Source organism: Brevibacillus brevis, from assembly GCF_900637055.1.
In the GTDB taxonomy this organism is placed as follows: domain Bacteria; phylum Bacillota; class Bacilli; order Brevibacillales; family Brevibacillaceae; genus Brevibacillus; species Brevibacillus brevis.
The window spans coordinates 2292044-2317885 of the sequence record NZ_LR134338.1; the positions used below are offsets into that span (position 1 = coordinate 2292044).

At 50.0% G+C, this 25842-nt stretch carries 27 protein-coding genes and 1 pseudogene; 22 read left to right on the forward strand and 6 right to left on the reverse strand.

The annotated features are described in order from the left end of the window. Positions 1-40 precede the first annotated feature (40 nt). From EL268_RS11505 to spoVM, 5 genes are all read left to right on the forward strand, one after another. Complete coding sequence (locus EL268_RS11505; RefSeq protein ID WP_106653327.1) at positions 41-700, forward strand: amino acid ABC transporter permease; 660 nt, start codon at positions 41-43, stop codon at positions 698-700. Further along, positions 693-1415, forward strand: a complete 723-nt coding sequence (locus EL268_RS11510) for an amino acid ABC transporter ATP-binding protein (protein WP_106653328.1) — start codon at positions 693-695, stop codon at positions 1413-1415. The genes EL268_RS11505 and EL268_RS11510 overlap by 8 nt, the downstream gene beginning before the upstream one ends. 128 nt (positions 1416-1543) lie before the next feature. Next, a complete protein-coding gene (gene thiT, locus EL268_RS11515; RefSeq protein WP_106653329.1) occupies positions 1544-2104 on the forward strand; it encodes an energy-coupled thiamine transporter ThiT in 561 nt (186 codons plus the stop codon). Positions 2105-2294: 190 nt separating this feature from the next. Then, positions 2295-2468: a hypothetical protein gene (locus EL268_RS32745; protein ID WP_007728365.1), complete on the forward strand. Its 174-nt coding sequence runs from the start codon at positions 2295-2297 to the stop codon at positions 2466-2468. Positions 2469-2491: 23 nt separating this feature from the next. Next, positions 2492-2575, forward strand: a complete 84-nt coding sequence (spoVM, locus tag EL268_RS11520; protein ID WP_005831022.1) for a stage V sporulation protein SpoVM — start codon at positions 2492-2494, stop codon at positions 2573-2575. A gap of 98 nt (positions 2576-2673) precedes the next feature. Here the strand turns inward: spoVM and rpmB are convergent, their stop codons facing one another. Continuing rightward, positions 2674-2862, reverse strand: a complete 189-nt coding sequence (rpmB, locus tag EL268_RS11525; RefSeq protein WP_005831020.1) for a 50S ribosomal protein L28 — start codon at positions 2860-2862, stop codon at positions 2674-2676. Between the two features lie 248 nt (positions 2863-3110). Between rpmB and EL268_RS11530 the strand changes: the two genes are divergently transcribed. From EL268_RS11530 to EL268_RS11565, 8 genes are all read left to right on the forward strand, one after another. After that, entirely contained in the window at positions 3111-3476 is a 366-nt protein-coding gene (locus EL268_RS11530; RefSeq protein ID WP_007728362.1) for an Asp23/Gls24 family envelope stress response protein, read from the forward strand. A gap of 13 nt (positions 3477-3489) precedes the next feature. Beyond that, positions 3490-5196, forward strand: a complete 1707-nt coding sequence (locus EL268_RS11535) for a DAK2 domain-containing protein (protein ID WP_106653330.1) — start codon at positions 3490-3492, stop codon at positions 5194-5196. 47 nt (positions 5197-5243) lie between these two features. After that, the gene (locus EL268_RS11540) at positions 5244-6101 is read left to right on the forward strand and encodes a DegV family protein (protein WP_106653331.1); all 858 of its coding nucleotides are present in this window, start codon (positions 5244-5246) and stop codon (positions 6099-6101) included. Between the two features lie 109 nt (positions 6102-6210). Then, entirely contained in the window at positions 6211-6702 is a 492-nt protein-coding gene (locus EL268_RS11545) for a hypothetical protein (RefSeq protein WP_232030385.1), read from the forward strand. A 250-nt stretch (positions 6703-6952) separates the two neighbouring features. Beyond that, entirely contained in the window at positions 6953-7618 is a 666-nt protein-coding gene (gene sdaAB, locus EL268_RS11550) for an L-serine ammonia-lyase, iron-sulfur-dependent subunit beta (protein ID WP_106653333.1), read from the forward strand. Positions 7619-7656: 38 nt separating this feature from the next. Continuing rightward, entirely contained in the window at positions 7657-8541 is an 885-nt protein-coding gene (gene sdaAA / locus EL268_RS11555) for an L-serine ammonia-lyase, iron-sulfur-dependent, subunit alpha (RefSeq protein ID WP_106653334.1), read from the forward strand. A gap of 1 nt (position 8542) precedes the next feature. Continuing rightward, positions 8543-10597 (forward strand): ATP-dependent DNA helicase RecG, encoded by a 2055-nt coding sequence (gene recG, locus EL268_RS11560; protein ID WP_106653335.1) that lies wholly within the window; start codon positions 8543-8545, stop codon positions 10595-10597. Between the two features lie 159 nt (positions 10598-10756). Beyond that, the gene (locus tag EL268_RS11565) at positions 10757-12256 is read left to right on the forward strand and encodes a hypothetical protein (RefSeq protein ID WP_106653336.1); all 1500 of its coding nucleotides are present in this window, start codon (positions 10757-10759) and stop codon (positions 12254-12256) included. Here EL268_RS11565 and EL268_RS11570 read toward each other — a convergent pair. Both EL268_RS11570 and EL268_RS11575 read right to left on the reverse strand, forming a co-directional pair. Beyond that, on the reverse strand, positions 12253-12738 hold the full coding sequence (locus EL268_RS11570; RefSeq protein WP_106653337.1) for a GNAT family N-acetyltransferase: 486 nt from the start codon (positions 12736-12738) through the stop codon (positions 12253-12255). The genes EL268_RS11565 and EL268_RS11570 overlap by 4 nt on opposite strands. Positions 12739-12758: 20 nt before the next feature. Further along, positions 12759-13121 (reverse strand): VOC family protein, encoded by a 363-nt coding sequence (locus tag EL268_RS11575; protein ID WP_106653338.1) that lies wholly within the window; start codon positions 13119-13121, stop codon positions 12759-12761. 121 nt (positions 13122-13242) lie between these two features. Here EL268_RS11575 and EL268_RS11580 point away from each other — a divergent pair, with 121 nt between their 5' ends. The 8 genes from EL268_RS11580 (at position 13243) to EL268_RS11615 (ending at position 21413) form a co-directional block, all read left to right on the forward strand. Further along, complete coding sequence (locus EL268_RS11580; RefSeq protein WP_106653339.1) at positions 13243-14112, forward strand: AraC family transcriptional regulator; 870 nt, start codon at positions 13243-13245, stop codon at positions 14110-14112. A 172-nt stretch (positions 14113-14284) separates the two neighbouring features. Continuing rightward, positions 14285-15526, forward strand: coding sequence for a DNA polymerase IV (locus EL268_RS11585; RefSeq protein WP_106653340.1), 1242 nt, complete (start codon positions 14285-14287; stop codon positions 15524-15526). Beyond that, positions 15523-15894 (forward strand): YhjD family protein, encoded by a 372-nt coding sequence (locus EL268_RS11590; RefSeq protein WP_106653341.1) that lies wholly within the window; start codon positions 15523-15525, stop codon positions 15892-15894. Before EL268_RS11585 ends, EL268_RS11590 begins: the two co-directional genes overlap by 4 nt. Then, the gene (locus tag EL268_RS11595) at positions 15891-16241 is read left to right on the forward strand and encodes a YolD-like family protein (RefSeq protein WP_106653342.1); all 351 of its coding nucleotides are present in this window, start codon (positions 15891-15893) and stop codon (positions 16239-16241) included. Before EL268_RS11590 ends, EL268_RS11595 begins: the two co-directional genes overlap by 4 nt. A gap of 67 nt (positions 16242-16308) precedes the next feature. Continuing rightward, complete coding sequence (locus EL268_RS11600) at positions 16309-17067, forward strand: C39 family peptidase (RefSeq protein ID WP_232030389.1); 759 nt, start codon at positions 16309-16311, stop codon at positions 17065-17067. Positions 17068-17294: 227 nt separating this feature from the next. After that, positions 17295-17576 carry a hypothetical protein gene (locus EL268_RS11605; RefSeq protein WP_106653343.1) on the forward strand — a complete coding sequence of 94 codons (282 nt, stop codon included), beginning with the start codon at positions 17295-17297 and terminating at the stop codon, positions 17574-17576. A 293-nt stretch (positions 17577-17869) separates the two neighbouring features. After that, the gene (locus tag EL268_RS11610) at positions 17870-19708 is read left to right on the forward strand and encodes an ABC transporter ATP-binding protein (RefSeq protein WP_164724572.1); all 1839 of its coding nucleotides are present in this window, start codon (positions 17870-17872) and stop codon (positions 19706-19708) included. Next, positions 19677-21413, forward strand: a complete 1737-nt coding sequence (locus EL268_RS11615; RefSeq protein WP_106653556.1) for an ABC transporter ATP-binding protein — start codon at positions 19677-19679, stop codon at positions 21411-21413. The genes EL268_RS11610 and EL268_RS11615 overlap by 32 nt, the downstream gene beginning before the upstream one ends. A 65-nt stretch (positions 21414-21478) precedes the next feature. On the opposite strand, the gene EL268_RS11620 is transcribed toward EL268_RS11615, so the two are convergent. After that, complete coding sequence (locus tag EL268_RS11620) at positions 21479-22789, reverse strand: MFS transporter (protein WP_106653345.1); 1311 nt, start codon at positions 22787-22789, stop codon at positions 21479-21481. A gap of 221 nt (positions 22790-23010) precedes the next feature. Between EL268_RS11620 and EL268_RS11625 the strand changes: the two genes are divergently transcribed. After that, a complete protein-coding gene (locus tag EL268_RS11625; protein WP_106653346.1) occupies positions 23011-24609 on the forward strand; it encodes an amidohydrolase in 1599 nt (532 codons plus the stop codon). 81 nt (positions 24610-24690) lie between these two features. Here EL268_RS11625 and EL268_RS11630 read toward each other — a convergent pair. Both EL268_RS11630 and EL268_RS11635 read right to left on the reverse strand, forming a co-directional pair. Then, positions 24691-24940 (reverse strand): annotated as a pseudogene (locus EL268_RS11630) (SRPBCC domain-containing protein); the annotation flags it as partial. Further along, positions 24922-25818, reverse strand: a complete 897-nt coding sequence (locus EL268_RS11635) for a DMT family transporter (protein ID WP_106653347.1) — start codon at positions 25816-25818, stop codon at positions 24922-24924. The pseudogene EL268_RS11630 and the gene EL268_RS11635, both read right to left, overlap by 19 nt. Positions 25819-25842 lie beyond the last annotated feature (24 nt).

Consider the following 25842-nt stretch of genomic DNA (forward strand, 5'->3'; position numbering starts at 1 on the left):
CAAAGACTACCTGTATTAGCAGCAAGAGGGGAGAACGGGCATGAATTTGGATTTTGCACAAATCGTGCCCTATATTCCTTTCATTTTGGAAGGGATTAAGGGCACGCTTCTCGTTACGTTGATTTCTGTTGTTTTGGGCTTTGTCTGGGGCTCCATCCTCGCACTCATTAAAATTTCGAATGTAAAATTGCTGAACTGGCTCGCGGTTGCCTATACCTCTGTTTTCCGCGGGACACCTTTGATTTTGCAGCTGACCTTTGTATATTTTGCAACGCCACAGCTTACTGGCTACAACATTTCGCAACTGGAAGCAGCTGTACTGACGTTTACACTAAACTCAGGAGCATACATTTCCGAGACGATTCGCGGTGGAATTTTGGCGGTCGATAAAGGGCAGTGGGAAGCGGCCAAAGCGCTTGGTGTACCTTATCATCGGATGATGCTTGACATTATTTTGCCGCAGGCTGTCAAAAATATCTTGCCTGCTCTTGTCAATGAAACAATTGCACTCTTGAAGGAATCCGCACTCGTTTCCACGATTGGTCTTGCAGACATCATGCAGAACGCGAATGTGGTCAAAGGCACCATCTTCCGCTATTTTGAGCCATACATGATCGCCGGTATCCTATACTATGTCATGGTTATGATCCTGACTTGGGTAGCTCGCGTATTGGAACGGAGGATGAGACTCAGTGATTAAGATCGATAACATAACGAAGTCATTTGGACAACTGAATGTGTTGAAGGGCATCACGACGAACATCGGTAAAGGGGAGGTTGTCGCCATCATCGGTCCATCTGGATCGGGGAAGTCAACGCTATTGCGTTGCATCAACCTGATGGAGACACCAACGACGGGTGCAATTACGATCAACGGACAGGAAATCACGGCTCCAAAGGCTGACGTGATGGGCATTCGTCAGCAAATCGGGATGGTTTTTCAGCATTTTCACTTGTTTCCGCATATGACGGTATTGAAAAACTTGACCTATGCTCCGATGAAAGTAAAAGGCATGTCTGCAGCCGAAGCAGAACAGAAGGCTCGCGAGCTATTGGCCCGTGTAGGCCTGGCAGACAAAGCGGATGTTTTTCCATCGCGCTTGTCAGGCGGTCAGAAGCAGCGTGTAGCTATTGCCCGCTCGCTTGTGATGGAGCCACAAATCATGCTGTTTGACGAGCCGACCTCTGCCCTCGACCCAGAAATGGTCAAGGAGGTTTTGGAGGTTATGAAGGGGCTGGCTGATAGCGGAATGACCATGGCAATCGTCACGCATGAAATGCGCTTTGCCGAAGAGGTGTCAGACCGTATTTTGTTCCTCGATGATGGTCGTCTCTTGGAAGATACGCCACCAGAAGAGTTTTTCAAAAAGCCACGAAGTGAACGTGCCCAGCAGTTCTTGGAGAAGGTTCGGTAATAAAACTAGCCGCAGTGCCGATGAGGCAGCGGCTTTTTTCTTTGACACGAGCATAGACTTGGGCTAGAATCAGAAACATTATCAGTGTAAAAAATTTTTTATTTATTCTATTTTGAGGAGTGACTATTTTGGATCGTCAACGGTTGGTCATTTTGTTGGAAATGGCGATGATGGCGGCTCTTGCAATTGTATTTAGTCAAATCAAGGTTTTCGATATGCCGCAGGGCGGCTCTGTGTCCCTGGTGATGGTTCCGATCGCGCTGATTGCAGTTCGCCGCGGACTCGCCGCAGGTGTTATTACAGGTCTTGTTGTCGGCTTTCTGCAATTGCTGCTGGGCAGTACGGTTGTCCATCCGGTACAGCTGCTACTCGATTATCCGCTTGCATTTGGGGTGCTGGGTTTGGCTGGTCTCGTTCGCCTGTCTGGCTACGAAGGAACGAAGCAGCGAATCATGGTACTGTGGAGCGGCTTGTTCATCGGCGTGATTGGTCGATTTGTCTGCCATTTTCTATCGGGTATTATTTGGTTTGGCAGCTACGCGCCAGAAGGTGTACCAGTCTGGCAATATTCCCTCATTTATAACATCACGTATCTGTTGCCAGAAATGATTATCGCGGGAGTCGTCTTGACCGTTGTGCTTAGCAGCGCATCACAGCTGTTGTTCCCCGCACGCGATCGAGTTGCGTAAGAAATAGGAAAAAATCGGTATCATGTACAAACTATCCACATAATGTAATCAGGCAGCGAGTTCCGTTGCCTGATTTTTTACTTCTTAGACACATACTTTTTTCATGTGGCAGGATACATGTTTATCCGACAGCAGAATATGATGTAATATGCACGTTTTTGAGAACACCTAAAGGAGGTGCTTACGCGAAATGGGATTGCGCTCCTATCGCCTGCGACAGGGGGGCGCCTTGCGACGTGTTCTCGGGGTTGCGTTGGCTGTCGGGGGAATCACCATTTTCCTGTATTGGGCACCTCCGTGGGTTTGGTATAGCCTATTGGCATTAGCACTCATAGGGGCCGGCGTGTATTTGTATCGTGTGTAGTAATTTCGGTGAGGAGGGGTAGCATGCGGTTTTACACCATCAAGTTGCCGAAGTTCCTGGGTGGCATGATTCGGGGCATTATCGAGGCGTTCAACAAGAAAAAGTGACGCTTCGGCCCCGAGCCTCCTTTAGGAGAAGAGTGGAGAAACGGGAGAAATGTAAAAAAGCACCTCGAGGGTGCTTTTTTTCGCATAGTTGAGAGCAACTATACGCGAGTTACGAGACCGGATTTCAGTGCTCGAGTACTTACATAAACGCGCTTCGGTTTTCCATTTACGAGAATGCGCACTTTTTGTACGTTGACACCCCAGGTGCGGCGAGTTGCGCGCATGGAGTGGGAGCGAGCGTTTCCAGCTTTAGCAGATTTACCTGTTACAAAGCAACGACGTGCCATTACGATCCACCTCCCTTGTTACATCTAAACGGGATTTCCTTTGTGGGAAATACAAATACTTGACTATATTAGCACAACATTGCTGTCAATTGCAATACTTGACAAGATGATTTACCCAGTCTTTCTCGTAGGGTTGATAGGATCGACAAAACGCTTCATTTCTCTTTTGTGTTAGTGTAGAATTGTAAGGAAGCATGGTTACGCTTACCTATGACGGTCAAGCTGTTTAACAGAGGAGGAGTCCTTGCATGACAGTGGAAATGAATACATCGCTAGGAAAGATCGATGTTACAGAAGACGTGATCGCACGGATTGCTGGAGGAGCGGCCATGGAAGTTTTTGGACTTGTGGGCATGGCTTCTCGCAAAGCATTGAAAGATGGAATCGCTGAGTTGTTAGGAAGAGATAACCTGAGCAAAGGTGTCGTCGTTCATAACACAAATGGCGAAGTAGTATTGGACATGCACATTATCGTCAGCTATGGCGTGAAAATTTCCGAGGTGGCAGGCAACGTTCAACGCCGTGTTCGCTATACCTTGGAGCAAACAGTAGGCATTGATGTGACTGCTGTTAATATTTTTGTGCAGGGAGTTCGTACAGACAGGGATATGTAAGGAGGAACATCAGTTGGTACATACGCGTCTAGATGGCGTGCTGTTTAGCCGGATGGTTTACCTGGGGGCGAACCTTTTATCCGACAACGTCAGAGTAGTGGATGGATTAAACGTCTTTCCTGTGCCGGATGGCGATACGGGGACAAACATGAATTTGACTTTCTCTTCCGGTGTGGAGGAGTTGACTCGAAAAGAATCCCCCCGAATCACTGAATCGGCAGCTGCTTTGGCAAAAGGTCTGTTAATGGGCGCGCGCGGTAACTCCGGCGTGATTTTGTCCCAGTTATTCCGCGGCTTCAGCAAATCAGTCAATGGAAAAGACGAGGTTAACGCCCGTCAGTTTGCCGATGCCTTGAAAGCTGGAGTTGACTCTGCGTATCAGGCAGTGATGAAGCCGGTAGAAGGCACGATTTTGACTGTTGCCCGTGAAGCGGCGGAGATGGCTGTGCGTGCAGCGCGTACGTCAGATGATATTATCTCTGTCATGGAAAAAACATACGAGCAGGCGCAAGCTACGCTGTTGCGTACGCCGGAAATGCTGCCTGTTCTAAAAGAAGTGGGCGTAGTCGACTCAGGTGGACAAGGTCTCTTGTTTATTTATGAAGGGTTTTTGCGAGCATTGCGCGGGGAAGAGCTATCCGCAGATCGTGAGCGTTCGGTACCCAAAATCGGCCAAGAAGAGCTGGACAAGCTCATTTCCGAGCAGCATCATGCACAAATTCACATGAAAACAGAAGACATCAAGTACGGGTACTGCACGGAGTTTATGGTTCATGTCGCACATAGCACTGAGCCGAACAAAAAGCCGTTCTCAGAAGCGATGTTCCGAAACCATCTGGATACGATGGGAGACTCATTGCTTGTCGTCTCTGATGATGAAGTCGTCAAGGTACATATTCATGCAGAGCATCCGGGAAGCGTACTGCAATACGCTCAGCAATTCGGCAGCCTGCATCGACTGAAGATAGAAAACATGCGCGAGCAGCATGCGAACATTCTCAAAGCGGAAGAGAGCAAAGGACAGGCGAAGCCAGAATCAGCTGCTCAACCTGCCAAAGAGCTGCTTCCATACGGATTGATCGCGGTAGCTGCTGGTGGGGGAATCGCTACAATTCTGCGCAGCATGGGTGTGCATGTGGTAGTAGAGGGTGGCCAAACGATGAACCCGAGCACAGAGGACTTTATGAAGGCCATCGCAGGTCTGAATGCCCAACACATCATCATCCTGCCAAACAACAGCAATATCATCATGGCAGCACAGCAGGCATCTGAGCTCGCTGAAGTTCCTGTTTCTGTCGTACCGACGAAGAGCATTCCGCAGGGATTGGCAGCATTGGTCAGCTTCCGTGCAGATGTCCAGCCGGAAACGAACGTGCAAGCAATGACCAAGGCGATTGCCCAAGTGAAAACGGGTATGGTGACGCATGCGGTTCGAGACACGCAAATGGGTGAGGTAGAAATCAAAGAAGGCGATTTTATCGGCATGGCTGAGAAAGAAATCGTCACAGCAGGCCCCGACTTGCTAGCATGCGCAACAACGCTGCTCTTGGGAATGGTGGATGAAGACTCCGAAATCATTACGATATTCTTGGGAGAAGATGCGACAGAAGATCAGGCTCATGCTTTAGAAAAAGCTTTGGCCGATGCCTACCCGGATGTGGAAGTAGAGATTCAGGCAGGCGGTCAGCCGTTGTATCCATTCATTTTTTCCGTCGAGTAAACGCCATCTTATTGAACAAGAACGAATAGGGAGAGGAGCGATCGAGAATGCCAATTGTGATTCTTACCGACAGCGCGTCTGATATCGATGCGTCTGAGAGGCAGTCATTGGGGATCGTGGCCGTCCCGTTGAAAATCATGTTTGGGGCGGAAACGTATGTGGACGCAGTCACTATCTCGTCTTCGGAGTTTTTCGATAAGCTGAAGGAATCGAGTGTGATGCCGACGACCTCGCAGCCGTCTCCGCTTGAATTTGCCGAAGCGTACAAAGCGATCTATGAGAAATATGGCAAGGACGTGCAAATCATTGCCATCCTCTTGTCCGGTTCCTTGTCAGGTACGTATCAATCAGCGATGATCGCCAAGTCGATGTTGGATGAAAATATCGACATTACGGTGATCGATTCTCGCAAAGCTTCGTTTGTTCATGGAATGATCTGCGTGGAGGCTGCCAAAGCCGCACAAGCAGGCAAGAACAAGGAGCAGATTCTGGATCAGATTGATCGTTATTTGGATGAGGTGCAGGTATACTTTATTGTGGATACACTGGAGTTCCTGCAAAAAGGCGGTCGAATTGGCAAAGCATCTGCCGTCATCGGCTCGCTCTTGAACATCAAGCCGATTTTGACACTGGATGTCGCCGGGTACGTGTCTGCTTTTGACAAGGTAAGAGGGACAAAGAAAGCTCTGAATCGTGTATTTGAAGCTTTGCAGGAATACGCGCAAGGCGAGCCTGTGAAAGTCGCCATGTTGCACAGCAGTGTTCCAGATCAAGCGGCTGAGCTCTTGGAGCGACTCAAGCAAGAGTTTACGGTAACGGATTCTTGGTTGGAACAGATTGGTCCCGTGATCGGTACGCATACAGGTCCAGGGCTACTTGGGATCGTCATGGTAAAAGATAAGTAAAGCTTATATAGTTTGGAGAGGAGCTTCCCTGAGGGTAGGGGGCTTCTTTTTTATAGAGAGGTACTGTTAAAACTATTTAAAAGTCATAAAAAATAAGGGGGAGGTTTTGGTGAATAAGGATGATTTCCTTATTGAGTTGGAGGATATTGTGTATGATTCTCTATTTATTGGCGGTCATAAAGATGATTTGAACAAAGAAATTTCTGCTAATAGGTGGTCTATTTCTTTAAGTATGCAGTTAGCTAGTCAGTTCACAGTTTCTGATTTCATGAACTTTTTCCATAAAGTGATAGAGAATAGACAACAGCAAATTTTAAAATCAAATAGTGATCATGGAATGCAGTTATATGTTTGGTTCGATTGGCAGGCTTCGCAACTAAGATTTAATCTTATATCTCAGATTCATGAAAGACTCCCTTTTAGCGGAAAGATTGAAATCCTTGATGAGCTTGAACCAATCATTAACGAGTTTATTCACTTTCCTTATCATGATGGAATTCCAATAGTAGAAACAGCAAACGAAGGAATTGATGTTCAAGCAGATTTCAACCGAGAACTAGATCCCGTCAAGGTATTCCTAATTTCACTTCCAAAGAAATAAAATGAAATTCATGAAGTTTGCACGATTACATGTTGGTTGTGGGACCCAAAAGATACCTGCTCGACGATCCCTGACGAACACCATCTTTTTAGAGGGAGTTTTTTCATTTATCCTGATTTGACCGCATGTTGTCTGCGTAAATCGGTTATGATTGCTTTACGTACAGTTTCCTCTGTAGCGCTTTCAAAGGCTGTAGGATACAATGAGAGTGAATCTTGTTGAACCCCTTGTGATTCGGGAGGAGAACCGGTTGAAGTACAAAAGCGTATTTGATATTATCGGTCCAATTATGGTTGGGCCATCTAGCTCCCATACGGCTGGTGCAGCCCGTATCGGTCGTGTGGCTCGCAAGCTGTTTGGCAGAATGCCTTCGCGAGCAGAAATTGTTTTTTACGGCTCATTTGCAAAAACGTATCAAGGACATGGTTCTGATGTGGCGACAGTGGCAGGAATTCTTGACTTTGACACGTCGGATTTGCGTCTGAAAAATTCGCTGGTGATTGCAGAAAAAGCCGGCATGGAAGTGGAGTTGACCACTTCTGAGGTTTTGACAGAACACCCGAACACAGCGCGGATCAAGCTGTCCGATGATGAGCATCAAATTGAACTCGTCGGTGTTTCTATTGGTGGCGGGAAGATCGAAGTGTTGGAATTGAACGGGTTTTCCTTTCAGTTGGGCTTCGATACACCGACGCTCTTGGTCTTGCATGAGGATCGCTTTGGGATGATTGCGGCTGTGGCAAAAGTACTGACCCAACACAGTATTAATGTGGGGCTCATGGAAGTGTCTCGTCACACACGCGGTTCCCGTGCTTTGATGGCAATCGAAACGGATTCGACGATCTCGCCGGAAGTCCTGGAGGAAATTCGTCAAATCCCCCATATCTTTGACGTATCCCTGCTCGCATTGAACTAAGCAAAAGGACGAGCAGGATTAGAGGAGTGAACAACCAGATGTTTCGTAATGTGGCTGAACTAGTAGAGTTGGCCGAATCCCAGGGGAAGAAGATCTCCGAGGTGATGATTGAAGCAGAAATGGAAGTTTCCCAGCGCAGTCGGGATGCCATTATGCAAGATATGTACGCCAACCTCGATGTGATGGAAAAAGCAGTGCGTCGCGGGCTTACCGAAGATATTCGTTCGCATAGCGGGTTGACGGGCGGCGATGCGAAGAAGCTGCAAACATATATGGAGACCAAGACGTTTTTGTCCGGTCCCACACTTTTGAATGCCGTCTCGATGTCTGTGGCGGTTAACGAAGTAAACGCAGCAATGGGTACGATTGTCGCAACGCCTACAGCAGGAGCATGCGGCATTGTACCAGGGACGCTGTTTGCCGTATCCGACAAGCTGCAACCGACCCGTGAGGAAATGGTCAATTATTTGTTCACGGCAGGCGCTATCGGGTATTGCATTGCCAATAACGCATTCATTTCGGGTGCTGCGGGTGGTTGCCAGGCAGAGGTAGGCTCTGCAACAGCCATGGCTGCTGCGGCGATTGTAGAAATGGCTGGCGGTACGCCTGAGGAATCTGCCCAAGCAGTGGCGATCGCGTTGAAAAATATGCTCGGTCTGGTCTGTGACCCCGTAGCCGGACTGGTTGAAGTACCATGTGTCAAACGAAATGCGATGGGAGCAGCGATTGCGACGGTAGCCGCAGATATGGCAATGGCAGGCATCAAGAGCGTAATCCCGACAGATGAAGTTATCGATGCCATGTACCGAATCGGCTGTGCCATGCCGACTGCGCTGAAGGAAACCGCACAGGGTGGTCTTGCTGCCACGCAAACGGGCCGCATGATCGAAGCCAAAGTGTTCGGCGTACGGATGGAGAAGTAAGATGGCTGGTGCATATCAATCGCCCGTCTCCCTTTTGCACGGGGTAGGGGAAGAGCGGGCGAAGGCATTTGCAGGATTGGGAATCAACAGCATTGGTGATTTGCTGGAGTATTTCCCGTCTCGCTATGAAGATTACCGTGTGCGCGATTTGACAGAAGTAAAAGACGGAGAGAGGGTCACGCTGGCAGGTACGGTGTACGGCGAACCCTCTGTTCGTTTTTATGGAAAAAGAAAATCACGACTGTCGGTCAAGATTGTCATGGATCGTGTCGTGGTGACGGCTGTCTGGTTCAATCAGACGTTTGTCAAAAGCAGGCTGTCGCCCGGCAAGGAAATACTCGTCACAGGAAAATGGGACAAGCACAAGCTACAGATCACTGTGAGCGAAATGACAGAAGTAGACTCCGAACGTGCGACAAAACGAGGCGAGCTCGCCCCTGTCTATCCACTTGGCGGCGATGTGACGCATACACTGCTGCGCAAAACCATTCAACAGGCGTTGCGTCAGTATGGCAAGGAGATTCCTGAGATCCTTCCTGCGGATATTGTGGAGCGCTACCGACTGATGCCGCGGGTGCATGCCTTTCATTCGATTCATTTTCCGGAAAATGCGGAAGATGGCCGTCAAGCGCGGCGACGGATTATGTTCGAGGAGCTTTTTTTATTCCAGTTGAAAATGCAAACACTGCGCAAAATTAATCGGCAGCAAACGGAAGGTGTTGCTTTGGCGATTCCGATGGAAGAGGTACGGGAATTTGTCAAAGGGTTACCGTTCCCGCTGACAGATGCGCAGAAACGAGTGGTAAAAGAAATATTGGACGACATGCGTGCCCCTCATGCGATGAATCGGCTGCTGCAAGGGGACGTAGGCTCTGGGAAAACCGTCGTAGCTGCGATCGCCCTGATTGCTGCGGTGAAAGCAGGTTATCAGGGAGCACTGATGGTACCGACGGAGATTCTCGCCGAGCAGCATGTGCAGTCGTTGACGAAGCTCTTGTCCGATTACGGCATTCAGGTCGCGCTCTTATCTGGCTCACTGACCGCGAAACGTAGACGCGAAGTCATCGGCTCTCTGCAAATGGGGCTAATCGATGTCGTAGTCGGCACCCATGCGCTCATTCAAGAGGACGTCTTTTTCTCCCGTCTTGGTCTCGTGATTACGGACGAGCAGCACCGATTCGGTGTGGAGCAGCGGCGAATTTTACGGAATAAAGGCTTGTCACCCGATGTCTTGTTTATGACTGCAACGCCAATTCCGAGAACACTGGCAATTACGGCATTTGGCGACATGGACGTCTCGACGATTGATCAAATGCCTGCGGGGCGCAAACCGATTGAGACGACATGGAAAAAGCATGATCAGTTTCCGGCTGTGCTGGAGCAAATGCGGGATGAACTGCGCAAAGGACGACAGGCGTATGTGATTTGTCCGCTTATTGAGGAATCCGAAAAGCTCGATGTGCAAAATGCGATTGATGTACATGCTCAGCTCACACACATTTTCCCTGAATTTGGCGTAGGCCTGATGCATGGGCGACTGCCAGCGAAGGAAAAGGATGCAGTCATGCAAGCCTTTCTTGCGGCAGAGCACGATGTCCTGGTCAGTACAACGGTCGTAGAGGTCGGTGTGAATGTGCCGAATGCCACCTATATGGTCATTTATGATGCGGAGCGGTTTGGTCTTGCTCAGCTTCACCAATTGCGTGGACGCGTAGGACGTGGCTCTGAACAGTCGTATTGTGTGCTGATCGCCGATCCGAAATCCGAGATCGGAAAAGAGCGGATGCGTGTCATGTGCGAGACAACGGATGGATTCGAGCTGTCGCAGCGCGATTTGGAATTGCGCGGACCGGGTGATTTTTTCGGCACGAAGCAGAGCGGCTTGCCGGAGTTTAAGGTCGCTGATCTATTAAGTGATTACAAAGCGCTGGAGGTAGCGAGACAGGAGACTGTCAAGCTGGTAGCAGAGGACTCTTTCTGGCGCGACGAAAAGTATCACTGGCTGCGTGACTATTTGAAGAATGAGGGCGTGCTGGATGGCGTCGTCTTCGATTAAGAAAGGTAGGAAGGCCTTCCCACTTCAAGCGTGTGGGTAGGTTTTTTCTTTTGTGGGGTGAAACCTTAAGCGGGCTATCGACGTCTATCCTCTGTAAGGTAAATTTTTCTAGGAAGCGAGGCGAGTTTTTTGTCTTTGCGAAAAATTCGGGGAATGAGTATGTCCATTGTGTTCGCATTGCTTATCATGACAGGATCCGACTTCGCGCAAGCAACTTCCACGGACAGTCGGATTGCTCAGACTGGCCCATCCCATACGACCAGCCAAATGACAAAGGAATGGAAGCAAAAGGAACTGCCTTACGACTACGCGGCGATGAAAGAAGACGTGGTCATTCAGCTAAACGACGCTCCACAGCTCCGCTCTCCTCGAAGAACGGTAGTGGGACCTGCACCACAGGCATACACCCTCTTTTTTAAGGAAGCCGTGAACCGAGGAACAGTCGAAGCAGCCATCCGAAAAAATGCCCAGGAAGAGACCAAAAAAGAGGACTTGGGTTTCGTGGAGCCGATTTTTACGTTTCACTGGGTGCACGAGCGTCAACTGCAATTGCTGGCGACTCTTCCTGATACACTTGCCAAAGATAGAAGCTGGACGGAATATGTTGTAAACGTAGCAGGAGCGAAGACGGTAAAGGGAACTGTGTTTGACGATACGAATGAGTTCTCGGCGGTGGTGTTTGTTCCGTCTCAGATTTGGCGAGTCTCAGTCGATGGCAAGGTGAAAGAAAAAATGACGGACTTTGCCGTCAGGACTCCCATGGAGTTTATCGACCCTGAGGAACGGTATGTGCTGCTGGAGCGATTTACAGAATATTGTGAGTGCGATGCCCGTTTCCCCATGCTGTATTCGATTTATGACACACAGACAAAAGAACTGACCGCGTATCCAGTGGAGCTGACTGACAATTATAGCGGTGCAGGCGACTTCATGGCAGATCGTCGCGGCTTCTTTTTCGCTCATCCACCGAAAGGGACAGATGTACCGAAAAGCGAGTTTGCCACTCGTGTCAAGGTAGATGGATACGTACACGGAGCCAGCTTTAGCCATGATCGCAAGTATGTATTGATGGCAGTAGGCAAGACCGAACAGAAAAAGGATCTCGATCTGGTCGTGTACGATTTGGCAGCTGGAAAAGAACGGCGCCTCCCAGGTGTCATCAAAGGATGGGTTCCAACAGACGAGATGAATGGGCAAGTCCAGCCCGTCAGTTTTATGGATGATGGTCGTTACGCGACGTTTGAAATGAGGATAGAGGAAGAAAGCTTTGAAGAGCTCCGTCAACGCTACGATTGGCAGTCAGGCAAGGTGATCAGCTGGAATCCACCGGTTCCCAAAGAAGCGTGGTCTGGCTATATCCAGTCGACAGATGGCGCCTATCAAATGTATTGGAATGCAGGGGTGTTTAAGGGCAACGTTAAACTGATGGAAATGAAGCCAGAAGCGATATGGATTCCAGGCACTCACCATTTGGTTTATATCGATTGGGAAAAAGCTGAGCAGGGAGCGGAGTCTTTGTCGTCGCTCTTCCTGTTCGATGCTGATCGCAAGCAACAATCTGTGCTGGTGAAAGGACTGCCAGCAAGTGTATCGATTTTGGGAGCTAGCAACGACGGAAAATGGCTGTATGTCACGACTCCGGACGCATTTGTCCCCTAGGCGTCATATTCCGTTGCCAGCATCGATAAAATGATCAAGGATTCATAAGTATCCCCTGATTTCAGGCAATCGCGCAAGGTGCCCTCTATGTGAAACCCTTCCGATAGGTAAAGGCTGCGAGCGCGGTCGTTCGTTTCTTTTACATCCAGCCAGAGTCGATGGGCTTTTTGCTCGATGAATGCCCAATGCTTGATCTGACGCAGGATGTTGCGACCGTAGCCTTCCCCCTTCGCTGCGATCGTAATACGCATAAGTTCAATACTTTGATGAGGATTGGTCAGCCCGGCGATGATGACGTAGCCGACGGGGTGGCCTGTTTCTTTTTTTTCGGCAATCATATGGAGGATGTCCGGGTCGCCAAGAGCGTTGTGGTGCCGAACTTCGCTCCACGGAATAATGAACGGGGTATTCTCTGGCGCATTTTCAACTTCGCAAACGAAGGGAATGTCTGCCGGTGTAGTGCGGCGCAAGTGGATGGTCATACGTGTATCTCCTCTTCCGTTTAACATTGGCTTACCATGATCAGATTGCCGTCGGGATCGCGGAAGTTGAACCAGTGGCCATGCTGGATAGGAACGACGACTTCGACTCCGCTCTCCTTGAGAAATGCATAAGAGGCTTCAATATCCTGTGTGTTGAAATGAAACAAAGGAGCATCATCTATGATGCGCTTCGGAAAGATTTTGCTGTCCAGAATGAGTGTCAGTCCGCTTTGCAAGGGAATGCAGTATAGATGCCCGAACATAATCTCACTGTCTGCGGGAATGCCCAATAGACGGCAGTACCAGTCGCGTGCGCGCTCGATGTCGCTGACGGCTACAAAAATGGCTCCGATTTGGGGGAGCAGGGGGGAAGTGGTTGTCATTGCGATAGAGCTCCTTTCAATAGGTGTTTTTCACAAGGTCGACCCGTCATAATCGTGCACGAAATGTCGGATCGCCCGATTTTGCATCTGCTATTCTGAGGGAGAAAGGGAGGTCATTACCATGGATTTGCTTGCAAAGCTGAATGAGGCTCTGGACTACATCGAAGCCCATTTGACAAGCGAGATTGACTACAAAGAAATCGCTCGGGTGGCTTGCTGCTCCGAGTATCACTTCAAAAGGATGTTTTCTTTTCTCGCTGGTGTTCCGCTATCCGAATACATCCGGCGTCGGCGTATTACGCTTGCAGCTTTTGAGCTTGCGGACAGCAACGAGCGGGTTATTGACATTGCGATCAAATACGGATACGGATCGGCTGATTCCTTTGCCAGAGCTTTTCAGAATGTGCATGGAGTCACTCCGACAGAAGCCAGACACATTGGCCATTCCTTGAAGGCTTATCCGCGAATGACCTTTCATCTATCCATTAAAGGAGGCAGTGCCATGAACTACCGTATGGAAGAAAAAGAGGCATTTCGCATTGTTGGTTTGAAAAAAAGAGTCCCGTTGATTTATCACGGGGTCAATCCGGAGATTGCGGCCATGTGGGCTTCGCTCGATATGGGGACGATTCATCAATTGAAATCGCTATCCGATGTCGAACCATTAGGACTGCTCAGTGCATCGACGAACTTTTCAGAAGGTCGGCTGGAATATGGCGAGCTCGATCACTATATTGGCGTAGCCACTACAAAGGAATGTCCGGAAAATTTGACAGCACTGGAGGTTTCTGCTTCCACCTGGGCCGTCTTCGAAGTCGTAGGTCCTTTTCCCGATACGCTGCAAGATGTCTGGGCCCGGATTTATTCGGAATGGTTTTTATCCTCCGGTTATGAACAGGCTGAGGGTCCAGAGATTTTGTGGAACGAAAATAAAGACACTTCATCACCAACCTTCCGAAGCGAAATTTGGATTCCCGTCATGAAAAAGTAACCCCTTATTGGATTCGCTCTCGCTTGCGGAACCCCTACCGATGTGTGCTTATCCGGGAAGAAATAATTACCAACTTTTTTTTACCCGAGACAGGCATAAAAGCGAACGTTTGTTTGCTATAATAAGAACAAAGCAACAAGAGAACATAAGTTCTTATTTAGGGGATGATCGTGTGTCCAATGCGAACAAGCGGATCGTGTTTTTGATCGACATGCAGAGCTTTTATGCCAGTATCGAGAAAGGGGCCAATCCAGCGCTGCGAAACAAACCGATTGTCGTCGCGGGTGATCCAGAGCGGCGCAGCGGAGTCGTGCTGGCAGCGTGTCCGATTGCCAAGTCATACGGAGTGGTCGCGGCCGAAGCGCTGTGGCAGGCGCAGCAAAAGTGTCGCCAGCTCGTCGTTGTTCGTCCGCGCATGGAGATGTACATTCGCATCTCCATGCAAATCACTCGCATATTCGAGGCATTTACTGACAAGGTGGAGCCGTACTCGATCGACGAGCAGTTTCTCGACGTGACAGGCAGCGTCCATCTGTTTGGTGATCCGTTGCAGATGGCCGCACAAATTCGGCAGCGCGTCTGGATGGAGACGGGAATCAACTGTCGGGTAGGCATCGGAGAGAACAAGGTACTGGCCAAGATGGCGTGCGACAATTTCGCCAAGAAACGGGAAGAAGGCGTTTTTTGGCTCAAGCGGGAAACGTTAGCGGATACGCTCTGGAAGCTTCCAATTGAAAAGCTGTTCGGGGTAGGCTCACGCATGAAGCGTCATTTTCATCGAATGGGCGTCTATCAGATCGGGCAGCTTGCAGATATGAGGCCAGCCATCCTTACCCGACATTGGGGAGTGAATGGGGAAGTGCTGTGGCGCACGGCTCACGGAATCGATGATTCACCTGTGGCTTTGGATTCCTATGATTCACAAAAAGGGATCGGTCATCACATGACGTTGCCTCGGGATTACCATACCGCAGCGGAAATCAAAGTAGTGCTGCTCGAGCTGTGCGAGGAAGTGTGCCGTCGGGCGCGGAAAAAGGAGCTGATGGGCTCCGTTCTGTCTGTGGGCTGTCGTGGAGCCGATTTGGCTGCTGGAATGGGCTTTGGTCGGCAGATGAAGCTCACGGAACAGACGAATGATGCCATGACTTTGTACGAAGCGGCCTGCTTTCTGTTTGACCGTCACTGGCAGGAAACGCCCGTCCGCAGTATCGGAGTCAATTTGGGGCAGCTTGTCCCTGACAACGTCGTCCAGCTGAATCTGTTTACGGATAATCACAAGCGGCGTTCGCTGGCACAAGCAATGGATGACATCCGGAGCCGATACGGTCAGGACGCGATTTTGCGTGCTGCCTCTGTCATGGAAGCGGGACAGGCGAAAGAGCGCGCACGTAAGATCGGAGGACACTACAAGTGACGGAGCCGATGGTGTCAGACGAGCAGGAATTGATACGCCAGTATATTTTATTTGGCATTTTGTTTCGGGCAGTCATGGCCGATCTGGGGCAGATGCGGATTGTGCCGTTGAAGTTTTCTTATCAGATGATGTTCGATGAGCTTTCGCGGTGGGCGGAACGACAGCATCACCAGCTGCGTCGCATCTTGAGTCAGCGAGGGTGCACAGTCGTCAGCTCACGACGTCAGGGACATATGTATGTCGTCCACTATCGACAACGCGGGTACGTGCGAGAAGCGATCTATACGATTGAGGTATTGCGGGCAGAGTGTCAGGAGCTCGTCCATTTGTGGACCCGATATGAACAGCGAGGAGAGAACAAGCGATGAGGGAAAAACGCGTGTCCAAAAAGGAAAATGTATTCGTGGCCAGTCGGTTTGTACTGCCGGAGCATCGGGAAATGTATTTGCGCATAAAGGAAGAAGAGCGCCGCTATGTACCGCCCGAGCTGGATCAGGAGCAGCTCAGTGCATTGAGCGAGCTGGTATGGCAGGCGTTCCAGACAGAGAGCATCCTGACGCTGACCTATTATGACGGGCGAGAGCCACGACGCCTGTCCGCCCACGTTATCCATATTGATCAAGCAGCGCGACGCCTCAAACTTCGGGCAGGCTCCGAGATTCACTGGGTTCCTTTTGCCCGACTGCTGCATGTGGAACTGGCAGCGGTTTTCTAGGCGCTCTATACATGAGACCCTGTCTAGTCGGGAACCCTTTGACAAACATCCAAAGGAGTGTCACGAATTGGAAAGGACAGGGAAACTGTTTTTGGCCGCCTTGCTCGCAATGTCTTCAGGCTGTACGGCTCCGCAGGAGGGAATGGAACAATCCCAGCTTTCCGTTCCGCATGCACGCATGCAGCAGGAAAAGACGCCATCCTCTTTAAACACGGAACAGAAAGCGAGACCAGCGAAAATGATTCTGGACGTTCCGATCATCAACCAGAAACCAGAACTGAAATATGGATGTGAGGTAACGAGCCTGGCGATGCTGCTCCAATATGCGGGTCAAAACGTAGATAAGCAGCTGTTGGCCGAGCAGGTCAAAAAAGATCCGGAGCCATTAGTACAAACAAAGGGTGACATCAAAGAATGGGGAGATCCGAATAAAGGGTTTGTCGGAGACATTACTGGCGCTCGCAAAGGGTTTGCTGTTTATAACAAGCCATTGGAAGAGTTGCTGCGACGGTATATGGGCGAACGGACGGTCAATTTGACAGGAGGGTCGTATCAGGCTCTCTTGGATAGTGTTGCAGGGGGGCATCCTGTCGTCGTCTGGACTACCGGGGATTTCAGATTGCCGACGGAATGGGAGAGCTGGTACAAGGACGGGAAAAAAGTGGTCGCTCCTTTTGATGAACATGCCGTTCTTCTGGTCGGATATGACGAAAAATACGCCTATGTCAATGATCCGCTTACCGGAGTCAAACAGCGGCAGGTGCCCCATACCTCCATGAAAACGAGCTGGGAAGCACTGGGTAAACAGGCTCTTAGCTATCTATAATGAAAAAAAGGGCGCCTTTGAAAAAGGCAAGTCGCAAAAAACTGCGTGCCATGCTGAAACGGTGTGTGCGAAGAAGATGTGAGATTCCTGAAACGAAAAGCGGTCAAAAACAACCGTTTTTCGTCTTTTTTTGGCTTACACGGATTTTGCCAGAAGGGAGGTTTCCCTGTATTGTTAGATTATCTTTTGAAGCATATATTTGACGGATAGAACAAAGGAGATTTTGCATGCTAGCACAAGAAATGGGTGTCATATTCACCAAGCACGCCGATCAAATTACTTCCAAACGTTGGGGAGAATTCATGCAACAATTGGAGGAAAAAGGCCTGTACGTGCTCATTGAGACAGACACGATCGGAAGAGTGATGAGTCCATTGGGCGGATTGATGCCCATGCCGTGTAAAAGTGAGACGCTCCATATTGTGACAGCTGAAGAGCTGGAGCAGCGCGGCTTGCCGCTCGGTCACCACATCGTAACGAAAGCGAAAGAAAAAGTAGTCCAACCATAATTGAAAAACCAACGCAACCTTTCCTGTGGGAGCTAGCCTCCAAGTGGGAAAGGTTTTTTTGTGTGAAAGACGTCTCGACGTTTTTCATAAAGGTGGATGCAACCGCTTGCGGTCAAACAAAACGGTCATGACCGTTTTGTTGTTCCTAAAAAAAGAATACTCCGGCTAGGGGCAAGATCTATCCGGCAATCGGCGGTAGAAGGCAGAAGGTCACATTATGATAAGGGGTAGGACAAAAGAAGCAAGCAGGAGAGAGGAGAACAGGAATGACGACAATGGAGAGCAAAGAGGGGATGCAGCCAAAAAAAGGCGTGCGTCGCTTGCTGGAGATTGCGGATGAGAAGCGCGGATTGCTCGTCGTCTCGGCAATATTGTCTTCCTTGAGCGCAATAGGCATGTTGGTACCTTATGCATCCGCCTACTTCATTTTACGCGAACTGTTAACGCATGCAGCGTCTCCCGCGATGGCAGACGGGGCGTACATGATTCGGTGGGGAGTTATTGCGCTTTTGGGACTCGTGGGAAGTCTGGTCATGATGTATGCAGGCGGGATGGTGTCTCATATCGCTGCGTTTCGCATTTTATACGGAATGCGGGTCAAATTGGCTTCGCATATCGGCCGTTTGCCGCTTGGCTGGCTGAACGGAACGTCTACCGGTGCAGTCAAAAAAACATTGGAGCAAAATGTGGAAAAAGTCGAGACGTTTGTCGCGCATCAGCTTCCGGATTTGGTGCATGTAGTCGTGACGACGGTGCTCATGATCGGCGTGATGTTTTACTTGAACGTCTGGTTGGCGCTGGCCTGCGTCGTGCCGATCATCCTAGGACTGATTGTGCAGATCATTACCTTTTCCGGGACAAAAACAAAAGAAAATATCAAGAGGTACTACGATTCACTAGAACGGATGAACGGATCTGCTGTCCAGTATGTACGCGGAATGCCAGCGATCAAGGTGTTTGGGCAGACGGTTCATTCCTTCCGGCGTTTTTATACGGATATGATCAGCTATCGAGACTATTGCGTCAAGCATAGCGATGATTTTCAAAACGGATTTTTGGTGTTCAAGGTGATCCTGAGTTCATTTGCGGCCTTCATTCTCCCGGTAGGGGTGTTCATGCTAAGTCAAGACCCGCAAAATGTCGCGTTTGCATCAGTTCTGCTCTTTTTTCTCGTAATGGCGCCAGGTGTATCTGCACCGATGTTTAAGCTCTTGTTTTTGACCTCTACTCTGCGTGACATTGGCGAGGGGGTGGAGCGCATGGATCGGATTTTGGCAGAGCAACCCGTTGCTGAACCGATTAGCTCCCAGCGTCCACAGAGCTTTGATGTCGCATTTGAAAACGTCTCTTTTTCTTATGCAGCAGAGGGAAGAACAGGAGGAGAGGCACTTTCTCGCCTATCTTTTTTGGCGAAGCAAGGGCAGGTGACAGCTCTGGTCGGTCCATCTGGTGCAGGGAAATCTACGGTAGCGAATCTCATTCCGAGATTTTGGGATGTTTCGGAGGGAGCGATTCGCATTGGGCAGGTAGATGTGCGGGAGCTGTCGAGCACGGATTTGATGAACACTGTTGCTTTTGTCTTTCAGGATACGTTTTTGTTTTACGACACGGTTTACAACAACATTGCCATCGGATTGCCGGATGCAACGCCAGAATCGGTCTATGCAGCGGCGAAGGCAGCCCAATGCCATGATTTTATTCAAAAGCTCCCGCAAGGCTACGACACCCTGATCGGAGAAGGGGGAGTCTACTTGTCCGGGGGAGAAGAGCAGCGTGTGGCGGTCGCACGGGCGATCCTGAAAAACGCACCGATTCTTGTCCTCGACGAGGCGACTGCCTTTGCCGATCCTGAAAATGAGTATGAGATGCAACTGGCTCTGGCAGAGCTGATGAAGGGCAAAACCGTCATTGTCATCGCCCATCGCCTGTCAACGATTCGGGATGCAGATCAAATTCTGGTGCTGGAGAAAGGGCAGCTGATCGAACAGGGCAGGCATCAATCATTGGTAGAGGCGAATGGGCTTTATGCCCGGATGTGGAAGGCTTACACCGATGCGCAAGACTGGAAAATGGGCGAAGGAAAGGGGAGTGTGGATGCAGATGAGTATGTTGAACAATATCACAGCAGGTAAACCGCGGGCGCTGATCAAACCCGTTGTTTACACGACACTTGCCAACCTTGCGCAAATATTGCCGTTTGCCTTGCTCGTGGAGGCTGCTCGATTGATTTTTGAGCCGTTTGCCCAGCCGGGTGCCCCCTTGAACGGCGAGCGACTCTGGTGGGTATGCGGATGGATGGTCGTCTCGTTGCTCCTTTTGTTTCTATGCGAAATTCCAGCGTATCGCTCGCAGTTTCGCGGTGCCTACAGTACGGCTGCCGAGGGGCGAACCAAGCTCGCAGAGCACCTTCGCAAGCTGTCACTCGGTTACTTGAACAAAAGAGACCCAGGGGATTTGGCCAATATGATGATGGGAGATTTTACGATGGTGGAGCACGGTATTTCCCATCTCGTACCGCAAATGTTAGGGGCGATCATCATGCCTGTCATGGCGATCGTAGGTCTTTCTTTCATGGATTGGCGCATGGCACTGGCCTTGTTTGCTGCGTTTCCCATAGCAATTCTCTTGGTGCTGATGACATCAGGACTTCAACGCAGGCTCGGAGCGACGCACATGCGGGCCAAAATTGACGCCGCCAATCGCTTGCAGGAATATTTGAACGGCATTCGCGTCATCAAGGCGTACAATTTGACGGGTGAACGCTTTGTACGGCTGGAACAATCCTTTCGGGAGTTCATGCGACAGAGTATACGGATCGAAGGGTTGCTGGGATCGATTGTGCTCGCCGCCATCGCTTTTATCCGAGCTGGCCTTACACTCATGGTCATGGTCGGCGTGTATTTGCTCGTAGCGGGTAGCATAGACCTGATCACGTTTGTCATGTTCCTGCTTGTTGGGACACGTATTTTTGATCCATTGACAGCTGCACTCGTCAACTATGCAGAATTCCGATACCACGAACAGGCGGGAGAGCGGATTGTCCAGTTGCTGGCGGAGCCGATCATGACAGGCGTGCAGCAACCGCCTGCGGAAAACGACGTGAAGCTCGAAGGCGTCTCTTTTGGCTATATCGAAAAGAACGTATTGAACAACGTGAGCATGCACATGCCAGTCGGTTCATTTACAGCGTTGGTCGGGCCGTCCGGCAGTGGAAAAAGCACCGTGATGCGGCTGATTGCCAGATTTTATGACCCGTCGAAAGGCACTGTTCTGCTAGGCGATCAACCACTTGTCGATATGGACCCGGAAGCACTCCTCTCCCGCGTGTCGATGGTGTTTCAGGACGTGTATTTATTCCAGGACACGATTGCAAACAACATTCGGTTCGGAAAAAGGGATGCGACACAAGCTGAGATCGAGGAGGCGGCCAAACAAGCGTGCTGCCATGATTTCATCATGAAGCTGCCCGATGGCTACGATACGCTCGTAGGAGAAGGAGGAAGCACGCTGTCAGGCGGGGAGAAACAGCGCATTTCCATTGCCCGAGCGATCTTGAAAAATGCGCCGATCATTCTCTTGGATGAAGCAACAGCCTCACTAGACCCCGAGAATGAGGCGCAAATTCAGAAAGCGATCGATACGCTTATCGAGGGAAGAACGGTTATTGCTATTGCTCATCGTCTGAAAACCATTCGTAATGCTGACAACATCTACGTGTTGGAAAATGGCACGGTCGTCGAATCGGGACAGCATGATGAGCTTGTGATGAAAAACGGTTTGTATGCACGGCTGTGGAAGCTGCAGCAAGCGACAGGCGGCTGGAGACTGTCTTCATAAATCAGTGACAAAACCCGCGGGGCAAGTCAGCCGAAGCGGGTTTTGTCATGGGCGAACTCTCCCTATCAGTTATCCGTTTTTTTAGTCGCAGGGACGTTGCGGAATAGCTTGGTCATGCACACCCACGCGATGAGTGGGCCGATTCCGATACACAGGATCAACCAGTTCAGCGTAAGAGGAGAGACGCTCAAGGACGTTACCAGAAGAAAGACCAGAATCCCCACCAGCCGACCAACGTCCAGAGCGAACTCTCGCAGCACGACATACTCGACCCGATTGCGTGCGCTCTCTTCGTTTGTGCCAATCAGATCAAAAATCGTAGAGAGCATGGGCACAGAAAACAGCGGATACGCGATGGACACGGCAATCCCGAAAATAAGCAGTGTCGTAAAGCTCACCTGCCAAAAAAATACGAAGAGAATCCCCCACATAATGACAGAACCAGTGAGCATTCCCCACTTGCGATAGCGAGGAGCGAACCATTTGGCGATCAGGAAGTAGCTCACAAGTCCGACGGCAGATGTAGTCAGCCAATAGTTGCCGAGAGTCATCTCGCTTCTCGTGGAAATGTAAACGAGTAGGCCGATCACAAAGCCGAATACGCCTTCACGCAGTCCTTGACCAGCCAAAGCGCCTGCCGCCCAGCGCCACTTGGGCTCCTCTCGCAAGCAACGTAAGGAAAAGCTCCAAGAATACGTCCCTTCCGATTGGCGTTTTTTCAGAAAAAAGCTGATGAAAACGCCGACGACAAATAGCGCAAGCGAGATCCCGAAAATAAGGGAGTAGCCGCTATTGCCCGGAAGCCGCGTAATGAGCATACCTGATATCCATGGAGCGAGCATGCCGCCAATGGAAGCAAGCAACCCGGCCCAACTGTTGAAAAGGTCGCGGTTATCGGCATTCGTGATTTCGAAGTACACCACATTAAAAGAAAGCCAGAAAAAACCACTCGCCATGCCCTGAACGAGACCAAGTGGGACAGCGTAAGTAACAGCTTGGGGACCCGCCAAAAGAACGAGCAAATAAAAGAGGGCAGAAACCGCCATCCCAGCACGTAAGACATTCATTTTGTTCAGTTGCTTTACATACCAGCCTGCAAGCCAGAAGGTCAGAGCACCCGCGAGATGGGCGGAAAAAGTAAACCATGCAATCGGAGCAAATTGACTTTTTACCTTCCACAAATAGACGTTTACAAACGTACCAGAAAGGGCGCCAGCGGCAATGAATACAGCGTTGACCAAAAGCAGCAGCTTGGCTTGATTGTCCAGACGACCTGATTGCTTTTGCTGAGAAGGCTCGTCGCGGGACACTTTCAGACCAATGGACTCCTGAATTTGAAGGAAGGATGGAAGGCGTTTTTTTGTTTTTTGCTGCATACGTTCCCTCCGCGCAAAAATAGGACATGAACATAACGTGCCCTACCGTTGCTGCTTTCAACAGAGAAGTGAGTGAAGACCATGTTTTTCCAAGAGGAAAAGCGAAGATCGCAATTTTTTGAACGTTATTTCTTTTCAGGGAGGAAAACGACTAGCAGCAAACAAATTAAGAGAGGATAGTCATACGAAAATACAGAAGCGAACAGAAAAGAGGTCACGAGATGGCGACAACCATTTTCCGAAATGGACGCATTTACACAGGAGATTCCAGGCATTTGTTCGTACAAGCACTGGTCGTTCGAGATGGAATTGTACATGACTTGGGCAGCGATGCGGACATGCTTCTTCAATACGGAGGCAGTGATGCAACGGTCATTGATCTGCAAGGATATACCGCTACGCCGGGATTGATTGACAGCCACCTGCACTTGGGATGGCTCGGTCTCACCTTTTTGCAGCTGGATTTGAGTAAAGCTCGCTCCAAGGACGAGATGCTGTTTCTCTTAAAAGAAAAAGCGCAAGCCACACCTGAAAATGTGTGGATACAGGGCTACGGCTGGGATGAGAATTTGTTTGCGGATGGCGGCGGCATTCCTACCATCGAAGAGCTTGATCAAGCTGCACCGCATTGCCCGATTCTACTGGCACGAATATGTGGACATGCGAATCTGGTAAACAGCAAGGCATTGGAGCTATGTGGCTATCATCGTGACATGGAGGTGCCTGCGGGGGGAGTCATTGTACATGATCCTGTAAGCGGAAAGCCAACGGGGATGCTATTAGAAACAGCCTCCAACCTGATTACGAAGCATATTCCGAGACCTGACTACGATCAGTTAAAGCAAAGCCTGCGCAGCTCGATTCGCTATGCAATGGCGCATGGATTGACAGGGGCACATACGGAGGATCTGCGTGAATTGGGCGGACTTGCGCAAACGTATCGGCTCTATGATGAGCTCATCAATGGCGAAGAGCTTGCGCTGCGCAGCAACCTGCTTGTCTACTATCCGCATATGCATGAACTGCGCGACTTAAACATGACGGCAGGTTACGGCAACGCTCATGTGCAAATTGGTGCGGTGAAAATTTTCGCAGATGGAGCATTGGGACGCAGGACGGCTTATCTGTCTGCTCCATACGCTGATGATCCGAGCACCAGCGGTTATCCTGTGCATGAGCAAGACGAGCTGACAGAGCTGGTTCGACAAGCGCGTGGACTCGGAATGCCCATTGCCGTACACACCATTGGAGACAAAGCACTGGAAATGGTGCTGGACAGCTTGGATCAGTTCCCGGCAGTCGCCTATCGGGATCGCCTCATTCACACACAAATCTTGCGGCCAGACCTGCTGGACCGCTTGAAGCATCCTCATCGGATCGCAGATATCCAACCGCGTTTTCTTGCAGGAGACTTCCCGTGGGTGATGGATCGCGTAGGACAGGAGCGGATTCAACACTCGTACATCTGGAAAACGATGATGGATTACGGAATCATTTGCGCTGCGGGCTCGGATACACCGGTAGAACCAATCGATCCTCTGTTGGGAATACACGCAGCAGTCACACGCAAAGCACCGGGTGAAACACACGATGGCTACTTCCCGCAGGAGAAATTGACGATGGAGGAAGCGATTCATCTGTTTACATTGGGCAGTGCGCAAGTGACGAATGAGGAGCATGTCAAAGGCACACTGTCTCGTGGAAAATATGCGGATATGACCGTCTATTCGAAGCACCTGTTTACCATCGATCCAGACGAGCTGCTCTCGACAAAGGTCATGATGACCATCATTGGCGGAAAAGTTTGCTACACGTCTTGAAAACATAACCCGAAAATCAGAGCAGCGGCTGCCCTGGACAAGAAAGTAAAGTCCTGGACTGCCGCTGTTTTATGGTGGGATCTACTTTTCAGACGTACTTGCCAGATGCTCCTCAAGACGATCCATGGTCTGTTCGGCACCTGGGACGGCATATGTTTTCACCTTATCGAATACTGCGGCAGTTTCTTCAATCGATTCGCTCAAGTTGAACGATCTCGACGAAGACATTGGTGTTGGGAAAATCAACGCCATCAGGACCGTGCATGATAAACTGCCATGTACCGCCCGGGTTTAGAGTAAACTTCTGTCCCTTCAGGACAAGTGAGTCGGGTTTTTGGTCAGCTGCTTTCCGCGCAGCAAGCTCTTCACATCGATTTCTGCAATCAGCACACTGATCAAAACGAGACCTGCGCCTATGTACCCGCGAACAGACAGTGTTTCGCCTGTGACCAAGAAGGCAAACAGGGCAGCAAAGACTGGCTCCAAGGAAAAAATAACACCCGTGTGCGTGGCGGTCGTATATTTTTGGGCCACCGTTTGTACCACAAAGCCAATTGCGCTGCACAATACGCTAAGGGCGAGCACGGCGATCCAAGCCTCTGTCGTCTGCGGCAATGTAGGAGTCTCCAGCGCAAATGAAAAAACAATGCCCAGCAGAGCCGTAAAGCCAAGCTGGTAAATCCCCAACTGGATCGTATCCGATTGATTGGCCCATCGACCTGTTACGGTAATATGTGTAGCGTAAAAGAGGGCGCCAACGATGCACAAAAGGTCTCCTTGGCTGATGCGAAAGTCAGCGCTTAGTGTGAGCAGGCCGATGCCGATCATAGCCAGTCCAGCGCCTACAAAGACTCTTTTTTCAGGACGGTTTCTTAAAAGAATAGATAAGAGCGGAACAAAGATAACGGTCAAGCTAACGAGAAAGCCTGCCTGGGAAGCCGTCGTTGATTTCACTCCGTTCGTAATGGTGGCAAAAACCCCAAAAAGGAGAGCACCAAGTACGAATGCATGAAGCAATGTTTTTCGATTCGTGCTACGCAAGCGTTTATGGAACAAGGCGGCTGCCAGTAGAAAAGCAATGCCAAAGCGGATGCCGATCAGATTGAAAGTCTCCAAATCCTTCAATCCCATTTGCATAAACACATACGAGGTTCCCCAAAACAGGGTGACCAAAATCATAGCCAAATCGGCTTTCACTTGCGGTTTCATGATGGATAAGTCTCCTTCCCCGGG